This window comes from Streptomyces capoamus, assembly GCF_014654935.1.
In the GTDB taxonomy this organism is placed as follows: Bacteria; Actinomycetota; Actinomycetes; order Streptomycetales; family Streptomycetaceae; genus Streptomyces; species Streptomyces capoamus.
In genome coordinates, this window is record NZ_BNBF01000017.1 from 102,038 (window position 1) to 110,731 (window position 8,694).

The 8,694-nt window shown below is 72.0% G+C and carries 21 protein-coding genes; 16 read left to right on the forward strand and 5 right to left on the reverse strand.

The annotated features are described in order from the left end of the window. The first annotated feature begins 49 nt into the window (after positions 1-49). Genes IE312_RS25090 through IE312_RS25100 form a run of 3 tightly spaced genes read left to right on the forward strand, consistent with a single transcriptional unit; the run spans position 50 to position 711 of the window. Complete coding sequence (locus tag IE312_RS25090; protein WP_189984588.1) at positions 50-268, forward strand: LexA family protein; 219 nt, start codon at positions 50-52, stop codon at positions 266-268. After that, a complete protein-coding gene (locus IE312_RS25095; RefSeq protein WP_189984589.1) occupies positions 265-465 on the forward strand; it encodes a hypothetical protein in 201 nt (66 codons plus the stop codon). Before IE312_RS25090 ends, IE312_RS25095 begins: the two co-directional genes overlap by 4 nt. 36 nt (positions 466-501) lie before the next feature. Beyond that, positions 502-711, forward strand: a complete 210-nt coding sequence (locus IE312_RS25100) for a hypothetical protein (protein ID WP_189984590.1) — start codon at positions 502-504, stop codon at positions 709-711. A gap of 13 nt (positions 712-724) precedes the next feature. Here IE312_RS25100 and IE312_RS25105 read toward each other — a convergent pair whose 3' ends face one another. Both IE312_RS25105 and IE312_RS41770 read right to left on the reverse strand, forming a co-directional pair. After that, entirely contained in the window at positions 725-952 is a 228-nt protein-coding gene (locus IE312_RS25105; protein ID WP_229900409.1) for a hypothetical protein, read from the reverse strand. 71 nt (positions 953-1,023) lie between these two features. Further along, on the reverse strand, positions 1,024-1,785 hold the full coding sequence (locus IE312_RS41770) for a DUF6221 family protein (RefSeq protein WP_229900410.1): 762 nt from the start codon (positions 1,783-1,785) through the stop codon (positions 1,024-1,026). A gap of 105 nt (positions 1,786-1,890) precedes the next feature. Between IE312_RS41770 and IE312_RS25115 the strand changes: the two genes are divergently transcribed. The 9 genes from IE312_RS25115 (at position 1,891) to IE312_RS25155 (ending at position 6,023) form a co-directional block, all read left to right on the forward strand. Next, on the forward strand, positions 1,891-2,220 hold the full coding sequence (locus tag IE312_RS25115) for a hypothetical protein (RefSeq protein WP_229900411.1): 330 nt from the start codon (positions 1,891-1,893) through the stop codon (positions 2,218-2,220). Next, positions 2,220-2,414 (forward strand): hypothetical protein, encoded by a 195-nt coding sequence (locus IE312_RS25120; protein ID WP_189984591.1) that lies wholly within the window; start codon positions 2,220-2,222, stop codon positions 2,412-2,414. The genes IE312_RS25115 and IE312_RS25120 overlap by 1 nt, the downstream gene beginning before the upstream one ends. Next, complete coding sequence (locus tag IE312_RS25125) at positions 2,411-2,554, forward strand: hypothetical protein (protein ID WP_189984592.1); 144 nt, start codon at positions 2,411-2,413, stop codon at positions 2,552-2,554. The genes IE312_RS25120 and IE312_RS25125 overlap by 4 nt, the downstream gene beginning before the upstream one ends. 102 nt (positions 2,555-2,656) lie before the next feature. Continuing rightward, positions 2,657-3,613, forward strand: a complete 957-nt coding sequence (locus IE312_RS25130) for a DUF2637 domain-containing protein (RefSeq protein ID WP_189984593.1) — start codon at positions 2,657-2,659, stop codon at positions 3,611-3,613. Next, complete coding sequence (locus IE312_RS41775; RefSeq protein ID WP_229900412.1) at positions 3,610-4,245, forward strand: hypothetical protein; 636 nt, start codon at positions 3,610-3,612, stop codon at positions 4,243-4,245. Before IE312_RS25130 ends, IE312_RS41775 begins: the two co-directional genes overlap by 4 nt. Then, entirely contained in the window at positions 4,242-4,754 is a 513-nt protein-coding gene (locus IE312_RS25140; protein ID WP_189984594.1) for a hypothetical protein, read from the forward strand. Before IE312_RS41775 ends, IE312_RS25140 begins: the two co-directional genes overlap by 4 nt. After that, positions 4,751-5,365, forward strand: coding sequence for a hypothetical protein (locus IE312_RS25145; RefSeq protein WP_189984595.1), 615 nt, complete (start codon positions 4,751-4,753; stop codon positions 5,363-5,365). Before IE312_RS25140 ends, IE312_RS25145 begins: the two co-directional genes overlap by 4 nt. Before the next feature lie 132 nt (positions 5,366-5,497). Then, the gene (locus IE312_RS25150) at positions 5,498-5,635 is read left to right on the forward strand and encodes a hypothetical protein (RefSeq protein ID WP_189984596.1); all 138 of its coding nucleotides are present in this window, start codon (positions 5,498-5,500) and stop codon (positions 5,633-5,635) included. 7 nt (positions 5,636-5,642) lie between these two features. After that, a complete protein-coding gene (locus IE312_RS25155; protein WP_189984597.1) occupies positions 5,643-6,023 on the forward strand; it encodes a DUF7736 domain-containing protein in 381 nt (126 codons plus the stop codon). Between the two features lie 254 nt (positions 6,024-6,277). Here IE312_RS25155 and IE312_RS25160 read toward each other — a convergent pair whose 3' ends face one another. The 3 genes from IE312_RS25160 to IE312_RS25170 are packed head-to-tail and all read right to left on the reverse strand — an operon-like array spanning position 6,278 to position 6,857. Further along, entirely contained in the window at positions 6,278-6,514 is a 237-nt protein-coding gene (locus IE312_RS25160) for a hypothetical protein (protein WP_189984598.1), read from the reverse strand. Between the two features lie 20 nt (positions 6,515-6,534). Continuing rightward, positions 6,535-6,672: a hypothetical protein gene (locus IE312_RS25165; RefSeq protein WP_189984599.1), complete on the reverse strand. Its 138-nt coding sequence runs from the start codon at positions 6,670-6,672 to the stop codon at positions 6,535-6,537. Then, positions 6,669-6,857, reverse strand: a complete 189-nt coding sequence (locus IE312_RS25170; protein ID WP_189984600.1) for a hypothetical protein — start codon at positions 6,855-6,857, stop codon at positions 6,669-6,671. Before IE312_RS25170 ends, IE312_RS25165 begins: the two co-directional genes overlap by 4 nt. Positions 6,858-6,963: 106 nt before the next feature. Here IE312_RS25170 and IE312_RS25175 point away from each other — a divergent pair, with 106 nt between their 5' ends. Genes IE312_RS25175 through IE312_RS25190 form a run of 4 tightly spaced genes read left to right on the forward strand, consistent with a single transcriptional unit; the run spans position 6,964 to position 8,618 of the window. Continuing rightward, positions 6,964-7,296, forward strand: a complete 333-nt coding sequence (locus IE312_RS25175; RefSeq protein WP_189984601.1) for a DUF6011 domain-containing protein — start codon at positions 6,964-6,966, stop codon at positions 7,294-7,296. A 13-nt stretch (positions 7,297-7,309) separates the two neighbouring features. Next, the gene (locus IE312_RS25180; protein ID WP_189984602.1) at positions 7,310-7,684 is read left to right on the forward strand and encodes a hypothetical protein; all 375 of its coding nucleotides are present in this window, start codon (positions 7,310-7,312) and stop codon (positions 7,682-7,684) included. A 44-nt stretch (positions 7,685-7,728) separates the two neighbouring features. Further along, entirely contained in the window at positions 7,729-8,205 is a 477-nt protein-coding gene (locus IE312_RS25185) for a hypothetical protein (RefSeq protein WP_189984603.1), read from the forward strand. 26 nt (positions 8,206-8,231) lie between these two features. Then, complete coding sequence (locus tag IE312_RS25190) at positions 8,232-8,618, forward strand: DUF7736 domain-containing protein (RefSeq protein WP_189984604.1); 387 nt, start codon at positions 8,232-8,234, stop codon at positions 8,616-8,618. Positions 8,619-8,694: the final 76 nt, after the last annotated feature.

The window sequence follows — 8,694 nt, forward strand, 5'->3', positions numbered from 1 at the left end:
GGCTCCTCTCCACTTGCTCCGGAAATCGAACGTGTGCTCTAGTCAGAGTATGCACCGCGTAGACCACCTCACCGACACCCAGGAGCGCATCCTCCGCTGCATCCGCCAGCACATCACCGACCACGGCGAAGCCCCGACCGTGCAGCAGATCGGCCAGGCTGTCGGCATGCGCAGCCGGTCCTCCGTCCACTACCAGCTGGGCGAGCTGGTGGCGAAGTCAGCGATCGTCCGGGAGCCGGGCCAGCACCGCGGGATCCGCCTCGCATGACCGGGCCCGGCCGCTACCACCTGACCCTGGCCGCCGGCGGCCGGACGATGATGCACGGCTGGTGGTCGGACGAGCAGACCGCGCGCCGGAAGTTCGCGCGCTGCATCGGCGAGTACGGCAGCATGCCCGGCGCGCGGGTCACCCTCACCGACGAGGAGACCGGCACTGTGTTGACGACCTGGCCGGAGGAGCCGTGATCGTCTGCCATCCTGGCGGGGACGCGAGGAGGCTCCATGGCGCACCGCCCGTACCCCGATGTCGATCGCGCGCTCGCACAGCTGGCCCGCGGCCGCCGACCCGAGCCGCCCTCCGAGTTCCAGGTGCGTCTGGCCGGGCAGGCGCAGGCTGCTGTGCAGGCGGCCGATCGGGTGCTTGAGCCGATGGCCCGCAGCCTGCGCGCGGCCGCGCCGCCCGTGGACGAGTACCGGGTGTCGACGCGCTGACCGCCGAGCTCGACTACCCCTCTTCCGCGTGCCGGACCGCCCTCTTCACGGCCATCTCCACGTCGTACCGCGACTGCCCGGTGGCGGCAGCGTGGTCGGTGATCGCCGCCTGCGCCGCGGCTGCGGCTTCGCGCCAGGCTCGGCGCTGCGCCTCGTGCTCCTCGCCGTCCAGGCCGGCCAGCTTGGCCCGCTGCTCCTCGGCGGCGCGTTCGAGTGCGATCAGATCATCGGGAAGGTCCACGGTGTGGATCTTAGGCCGGGCGCGATGAAGCCCCCGCCTCGACCCGCGAGACGGGGGCTGCTCGGGTGCGGCTACGGCCGCCAGTCCTCGCGGTAGCCGGGCCGGTCTGCGTAGGGCAGGGCGAGCAGGCGCACGACCGGCGTCAGAGTTCGCGCGGTCTCGATCAGCCTGGTCTCCTCGTTGTGCAGCCGCCCGAACTCATCACGGTCCGAGTCGATCACCTCGCGCATGCGGGCGCGCAGCGTCGCCCGTTCTTCGACGGCACTGTTGTACAGGCCGAGGATCTGCCTCTTGGCGTCGATCTCGCGGAGCACCCGGGCCGGATCATGCGCCACGATGTGCGCCCGCTCACCGGCAGCCAGCACCATCGCAACCCGGTGATCGCCCTCAGCGGCGGCCACCCAGTTTCCCGAGAGTTCGCGCCACCGGCCGCCGGCCGCCCGCGCGATCCGCTCGTCCTCGCTGAGCTGAGAGCGCAGCCACTCAACGAACTCCTGAGCGGCTGCCAGCTCCACGCCGGGCGGGACCGCGACGCTTCTCGTCTCCACTGGCACTCCTTCATCTCGGGGGGCGAGGTCTGTGCGCTTGCCCTGTTGAGGCGGGTTCGCTTCGAACCAGGCGGCCACCTCGTCGGCGCGGTAATGCGTTCTTGTGGAGCCCTCGACCGGAACGGGCTGAGGGAAGGTGGGCCGGCGGCGGTACGTGTGGACCGAGGACCGGCTGACCCCGTGCTCCTCCGCGATCTGCCCGATGGTGATCAAGCGCGGACTCCCCTCGCGTTCAGGGTTCTTGGGCACGGCTACATCCTCCCCGAACTTCTGGACAATGTCCATAAGTTCTGACACTGTGGAACGGCACCAACAACACGGCCCCGGTCGGTGTGTGAGAGCCCGACCGGGGCCAGCCCGAATCCCCTGCCGTGAACAGGAGAAACAGACGTGGAGCAGCGTACCCACACGCCCACGCAACCACCCAGCCCTCGGGAACCCGTATGGGGACCGGACGCCGTCCGCCTGCGCGACGAACTGCGCGCCCTCCTCGCCCACGACGCCGCGACAGAGCCGTGGCCCGACGGAGTCACCCACCGCTACCGCACCCCTGTCGGCTCTCACGTCGACATCCGCGGCGGAGGCGACCGCACCGCCTACAAGTGCACCGGATGCCCCTACAGCAGCGGCGGCCTGATCTGGCACGAGAGCATCGCCCACGAGCACGCCCAGCACCACGCCGAGCGCTGCCGCGCCCTGCCCCGGCCGGAGGCGTCGTGATGGGATCCGCAGACCGCTGGCCCGACCTCACCGGCAAGACCTGGGCGACCAAGACCGCGCCCGAGATGACCGACGACGAGGTCAACGAAGCCCGCGCCACCTTCGAAGCCGTCGGCCGCAACGACTACGAAGGCGAGTGGCTGCGCCGCCACGGACTCCCCGAGAACTACGGCGACCCGGAGGCAGCGCGATGACCGAGCAGCAGCCCGAGCCGGACCGTACACCGCAGCCGAACCCCATCATCGCCGAGCCCGCGACCCCCACCGCATGCCAGCGGGACTACGCCGACGCGGCCGACGTCAGGGAGCGGCTCGGTTGGAAGGACGGCCGCTGACCCCCGGCCGCCACCTCCACTGACCCACCAGACCGCCGGCCCCCGCGCACCTCCATCCCCCGTCCGCGGGGGCCGGCCTCTTCCCGCTCCCGGAGGAGCACCGTGAACACCCCCCGCGCCACCGGACGCAGCCTCTCCAACCCGATCCGCGCCGCCTGGGCCCTCGTCCTCGGCATGCTCCTCGCGGCCGCCGCCTGGTCCCTGTCCGGTCAGCTCATGGGCTGGGGCATGGCCCGCTGGCTCGCGTGGCCCCTGTCCGTCATGTTCGACGCGGCCGGCCTCATCTGTGCTACCTACGCCCGCCGCGCCGTGGAACGCGGCACGCCCGCCGGCCTCGCCCGCCTCGCCCTGCTCGTCTTCGTTGCCGTCGCCGGACTCCTCAACTGGAACCACGGCCACGACATCGGCGGCGCTCCGGCAGCCGCCGGCTTCGCCTCTCTGTCCGCCGGCGTCGAGCTGCTCTTCGAACTCCACCGCCGCGACGTCCGCGACGAACAGCGCGCCGCCCGCGGCCTCGTCGCCGAGAGGCTCCCGCACATCCCCGCGCTGGGCTGGATCATGTACCCGGGCCGCTCATGGCAGACGCTGCGCCGAGCGGTCGGTGTCCGTCTCGACCTCCTCGACCCCGTCCAGACCGGACACCAGATCACCGCGCCGGACACCGAGACCGGGCCGGACAAGCGACGTGCGAGGACTGTCCGTTCGGCCGTCCGCGCCGCTGCGGACACCTTGCCGGAGGCGACCGCCGAGGACATCGTCGACCACCTGTCCGCTGTCGGCATCGACACGGACACGGACACCGTTCACGCCGTCCTCGGCGAGGACGCGGACGGCCGTCCGGACAGGCAGGACAGCAGCTCACCGCGTCCGCCTGTCCGTCCCGTCCGTCCAATCGCTCCTCCTGGCCAGACCGTCGCGGACACCGTCCGGACAGCCCTCGCGTCCGGGATCACGGACAAGGACGCCGTCCTGTCCTACGTCCGCAAGGTCCACGGACAGGAGGTGTCCGCGGACACCGTCGCCCGGACACGCCGCCGCATCGAACGCCCCGCCTCATGACCGCGCCGGGCCCGGACGAGCGGCGCACCCGCCACTACCTCCGCCGCCTCGGCGCCCGCCCCCTCGGCCACCAGGAGCCCACCGTGTCCATCCCCGAACCACGCCGCCCCGTCACCCCGACCCGCGTCATCCCCGCCGGCGCGCCGCTGCCCGCCCGGCCGCCCGAACCCGGCGAGGCACCACCGTGGCGCACCCCGCCACCGCCCCCACCCGTCGCAACGCCACCAGCACCGCCCGCACCGCCGCCCCAGCAGCCCGCCGAGATGGTCGTCCGCCACGTTCACGAGATGCTCCCGGTAGTAGAGGAGCGCCCACCGCGGCTCTGGGAGAGGCTGTGGGACACGCTGGTCACCTGGCGCATGCTGGTCGCCATCCTCGCCGCGCTCATCCCGTGGGCAGGCGGCCGGAGCCCCGTCGGGATCTGGGCCCACACCGTGCACCAAGCCCGCGCCGAGGCCAGCATCGGCGCCGCCTACGTCATCGCCGCCGTGGCCATCGCCGCCGCTTGGGGCCTCGACCGGCACACCGGCCGCGCGCTGCCCCGGTTCCTCCTCGTCACCGCCCTGCTCGGCTCCCTCGGCGTCCTCGACTGGGTCGACGCCCTGACCCTGCTCACCGGAGTCCACCGATGAACGGCACCACCACCCTCACCCTCGGCGGCCTGCTCGCAGCGCTCCTCGTCCTGGGCGCCAACCTGCACCCCTGGTGGCGTGGCAACCGCGACATGAAGCAGCTCGCCTCGTTCGGCAAAGGCGCAGGCGCCGCCGCCTGCGCCGCGGCCTGCCCGGGCGGCATCCTCGGCTGGGCCCACACCCGCACCGGCGCCATCGCCAACGGCGCAGGGGAACGCACCGGCCACGCCGCGGCCGGCACCTCGTCCGGCAGCGCCCTGACCACGGGCCAGCTCGCCGGGCTGTCTGCCACCGGCGCCGTCGTCGCCATCGTCGCCGTGTACCTCGTGGCCCTCGCATACAAGGCCGCGGGCAAGAACGACCGGCGCCGCATCATCGGCGGCTTCTTCGTCGGCTCGGTCCTGCTGCTCACCGCCGGCGTGGCCGGTGCGCTGGCCTGGCTGCCCGAGGCACTGAACGGCGCCGGCGACGCAGTCGTCGCCGCCGTGCAGGGATCGGGGCTGCTGTGAGCCGCCTCGCCCGTGGCACCGTCCGGCTCGCCACCGGCTCCGCTGCCCTCGCGCGCCGCCTCGGCGCGCGCCTGACCGCCTGGGTCGCGCGCGGCCGCCGCCACGACCTCACCGGCTGGCGCGCCGCCCTCGGCTGCTGGCTCCGTATCGCCCTGCTCGTCTTCGGCCTCTACATGCTGTGGCGCGTCGTCCGTGCGGTGCCCGCCCTCATGTGGCTCCTCAGTGGCGTATGGACGGCTGCCGCCTGGCGTGCCGGGCGCCCCGCCGAGGAGGAGCCTGCGGAGGCCACCGCAGACGGCCCCAGCGAGACCGCTCCGGCGCTCGACCGGGAGGCCGTCCGTACCCTCCTGCTGATCCTCATGGGGGACGGCTCCGGAGTGCACCTGCGTACCGTCCTCGCGCACCTCCAGCAGCACCCCCCGACAGCTGCCCTCACGGCCGGCTGGAAGGTCCCCGATCTGCGCGCCCGGCTGGTGGCCCTGGAGGTCCCCGTCGACCGCGGCGTGAAGGTGGCCGGCGTGCCCACATGGGGCGTCCGCCGGAGGGACCTGGAGGCCCCTTCCCCGGTGGCGGCCGAGGAGCCGTCTACCGAGGCGTCTACCGCCGCCTGACCTGCACTTCTACCACCGCATCTACCGCGGTCTACCCGGCATCTACCGGGTCATCTACCCCGGGGCGGCCGTCCGCCTGGCAGCTAGCCGGCCGCCCCGGTCCCATCCCATCGAAGAGACGGAGCGCCCATCATGGCACTCGGATTCAAGAAGCCCATCCAGCCCGACGACCCCCGCTTGGCCGGCCGTGAGACCACGTACCAGTCCTCACGCGGCGGCTGGTACCCCGAGCCGAAGAAGCCCACCCCCGGCAAGCCGAAGAAGGGATGATGGCCGCATGAGCGAAACCCGCACTGTCGCCCTCGCCGACGTCCTCAGCGTCACCGGGGACCGCCTCGTATACCGCCGCCACATGGACGGCATCTACGACGTGCTGCGCACCATGACCGGACAGGACGTCTCCACCCACCAGCTGGTCGACGTGGCCGACGCGGTGGCACCGGTCTTGATCGAGCAACACCCGTCCCTCGCTGAGCTGAAGCCCCCGCGAGGCGCCGACGCCCCAGACCTCATGACGTGGCTGGTCGAGACCGAGCGCGCGCACGGCCAGTCCCTGGAGGTCACGCCCATAGAGGACTGGCGGCACCGCGACCCGATCGAGGACGCCTGCGACAAGGTCGGCGCGGAGAAAGTGTTCTTGCCGTTCTCCAACGGCTGACCCTCCACTGTCGCACCTCGGTGCCACACTGAGCCCAGGCCCCGCCATCGCGCCCCCGTCGATGGCGGGGCTACTTCATGTTCGGGTAGTGACAGGGGTGCAGGCTGGGGCGTAGCGTCCCCGGCAGCGGCAGTTGTGCGGCCCGGTCCGCCGGGCGGGGGTTGTAGCCCTGCCTCCCCCGTGCGACTGCCGCGTGAACGTGCAGCGGCCCCGCTCCGGAACTCGTCCGGGCGGGGCCGTCGTCATGCGGTGGGCTACTCGCCGCGCGCCGCACGCTCCTCTGCCGCCTCGGTCAGGTTCTTCTCCCGCAGCTCCACTACGCGCGCTTCGTGGAGGTCGCGCATCAAGGTGAGCATGCCGCCCATGCGCTCGGACGCGGCGTGCGCGGTGTCGGTCAGCCCGTTGAGCGCGGGGCCCGGCCCGAACTCGAAGGCTTCGTGCAGCTTGCGGATGCCTTCGGTCGGTCCGGCGAGGGTGATGGTCTGGCTCATGTTCTGTGCTCCTTGGTTCCTCATGTGGTGGGCTCCTCGTCCGGGCGCACCGGGCCCGCGCTCGCGTCGTCATCTGGCTCGCAGTGGCAGTCGCCGCGCGGGTAGCCGCACGCGCAGTCCATGTCGAAGACGTCGTCCATGTAGCCGTCCTCGCTCATGCGGTCTTCTCCTCGCTGCTCGCCGGGCGCGCTGGAAGCTTGGCCCCGTCGCGTCGCAGGTACCAGCGCACCAGGTCTTTGATGACGGCCGCGCGATCGCCGTCGGGTGCGCGCGCAGCGAGGTCGGCCCAGTCCTGGTCTTCAATGCGGACTGATCGGTGCTTGGTCTTGGGGGCGTTCGGCATGGGTCCACGGTATCGCGGGTGTACGGACACCGGTAGGCCTGAACCCCTTGCGGTGTACGTACACCCCGCGCTACGGTGTACGTACACCAGGAACGAGGGGGACCCGATGGCCACCACCACCCACACCAACTGCCTCCGCTGCGGCCGCACCCTCACCAGCGCCAAGAGCCAGGCCACCGGCTACGGCCCCACCTGCGCCCGCCACATCCGCCGCGCCCAGGCCACCCTCACCGACTACAAGCCCCACCAGATCGCCTCCGCCCGCGAGCTCATCGAAGACGGCGCCATCGTCCCGCTGAAGTCCGCGGTGTTCATCGCCGTCTCCACCGACGGCACCGAGACCTACAAGACCGCCCCCACCGGCTGCACCTGCCCCGCTGGCCTGAAGGGCTCCCGCTGCTACCACCAGCTCGCCGCCCGCATGCTGCTCGCCGCCTGAAAGGACCAACGCCATGGCCCAGCCCGTCCCCACCGAAGCCGTCAACGCCATCGACCGCCTCATGAACGCCGCCGACGCGTTCGTCGCCGCCCTCCAGCACGCCGCCGACCAGGACACCGACCACCGCGGGTACTGGGCCGGATTCGTCGCCCAAATCAAGCACGTCACCGAGCATGGTGCCGCCGCCCTCCAGGCTCCCGAGGCGCTGTTCCTGGGTGCGCCGGAGGGGAGCGCCGATCGTGATCGTCTCCTGTTCCTGCTTCAGGCCGAGGAGGCCCTCCAGCCCGCCGCTGAGGCCGTGTTCGAGGCGTCCAGGGCGATCGGCTGGGATGACGCCACCGCCGCCCGACGTGGCGCCCAGCTCGCCGAACACCGCAACGCCCGTTGACCCTCGCCATACGCTCAACCCACCGCCACCGAAAGGACCACGCCGTGACGGACCTGCCCTCCCGCTTCCACGCCACCCCCACCGAGATCGACGCGTACCTCCGCACGATCCTCGCCGAGGACGTCTACCTCCGCTTTCAGCAGACCATCGGCGAGCACGCGATCGCCCAGACCATCGAGGACACGGGCACCGTCCGGGCGGCGGCGGACAACGAGGGGCTGTACAGCAACGACTGGCGCGAGGGCTGGGACGACGCCATCGCCCGCGTGGACCCCGACCAGAACGGACCGTACCCGGTGGAGTTGGTGGAGTTCGGGGAGGGCGGCAAGCCGCAGCCCGTCAGCGGGGTGCTCCCGCCGCGTGACGCGGTCTGCGCGAACCCTGAGTGCCGCCACTCGGGCGCCGACCATCACCATGGCGACACGAAGTGCTGGGCCCGCCTGCCGCGCACGCGCCAGCCGAACGGCGCCTGGAGCGCGGTCCCGATCTGCCCCTGCGACGCCTTCCAGCCCGCCCTCTGACCGCCCGACATGACAGGACGAACCCCATGACCGACAGCCGCGCCTTCGCCCTCGCCGACGTCCTCTCCGTCACCACCGAGAAGCTGCTCTCCCGCCGCCACATGGACGGCATCTACGACATCCTCAGCTACATGACCGGGCAGAGCCTGTTCACCCCCCAACTGCCCGACGCCTGCGACAAGGCCAAGCCCGCCCTCCTGGAGCAGCACCCGCAGCTGGTCGACGTATGCCCGCCGGACGGTCTTGACCGGCACGACCTGCTGGCATGGCTGACTGAGGCGGAGCGCGTCCACGGCGAGACCCTCGACGTACAACCGCTCACCGACTGGCAGCACCGCGACCCGATCGAGGACGCCTGCGACAAGGTCGGCGCCGAGAAGGTGTACGTCGTTCCGGTGCCGCCCAAGGACTGACCCGAGCACGCCAAAGGCCCTACCTCACGCCGCCCGAGAGGTAGGGCCTTCGTCCTGCCCGCCACCCGATCCGGTC

Coding starts and splice junctions, on each gene's coding strand:
- IE312_RS25090 (WP_189984588.1), top strand. CDS start 50: ATGCACCGCGTAGACCACCTCACCGACACCCAGGAGCGCATCCTCCGC.
- IE312_RS25095 (WP_189984589.1), top strand. CDS start 265: ATGACCGGGCCCGGCCGCTACCACCTGACCCTGGCCGCCGGCGGCCGG.
- IE312_RS25100 (WP_189984590.1), top strand. CDS start 502: ATGGCGCACCGCCCGTACCCCGATGTCGATCGCGCGCTCGCACAGCTG.
- IE312_RS41770 (WP_229900410.1), bottom strand. CDS start 1,785: ATGGACATTGTCCAGAAGTTCGGGGAGGATGTAGCCGTGCCCAAGAAC.
- IE312_RS25120 (WP_189984591.1), top strand. CDS start 2,220: ATGGGATCCGCAGACCGCTGGCCCGACCTCACCGGCAAGACCTGGGCG.
- IE312_RS25125 (WP_189984592.1), top strand. CDS start 2,411: ATGACCGAGCAGCAGCCCGAGCCGGACCGTACACCGCAGCCGAACCCC.
- IE312_RS41775 (WP_229900412.1), top strand. CDS start 3,610: ATGACCGCGCCGGGCCCGGACGAGCGGCGCACCCGCCACTACCTCCGC.
- IE312_RS25140 (WP_189984594.1), top strand. CDS start 4,242: ATGAACGGCACCACCACCCTCACCCTCGGCGGCCTGCTCGCAGCGCTC.
- IE312_RS25150 (WP_189984596.1), top strand. CDS start 5,498: ATGGCACTCGGATTCAAGAAGCCCATCCAGCCCGACGACCCCCGCTTG.
- IE312_RS25155 (WP_189984597.1), top strand. CDS start 5,643: ATGAGCGAAACCCGCACTGTCGCCCTCGCCGACGTCCTCAGCGTCACC.
- IE312_RS25160 (WP_189984598.1), bottom strand. CDS start 6,514: ATGAGCCAGACCATCACCCTCGCCGGACCGACCGAAGGCATCCGCAAG.
- IE312_RS25165 (WP_189984599.1), bottom strand. CDS start 6,672: ATGAGCGAGGACGGCTACATGGACGACGTCTTCGACATGGACTGCGCG.
- IE312_RS25170 (WP_189984600.1), bottom strand. CDS start 6,857: ATGCCGAACGCCCCCAAGACCAAGCACCGATCAGTCCGCATTGAAGAC.
- IE312_RS25175 (WP_189984601.1), top strand. CDS start 6,964: ATGGCCACCACCACCCACACCAACTGCCTCCGCTGCGGCCGCACCCTC.
- IE312_RS25180 (WP_189984602.1), top strand. CDS start 7,310: ATGGCCCAGCCCGTCCCCACCGAAGCCGTCAACGCCATCGACCGCCTC.
- IE312_RS25190 (WP_189984604.1), top strand. CDS start 8,232: ATGACCGACAGCCGCGCCTTCGCCCTCGCCGACGTCCTCTCCGTCACC.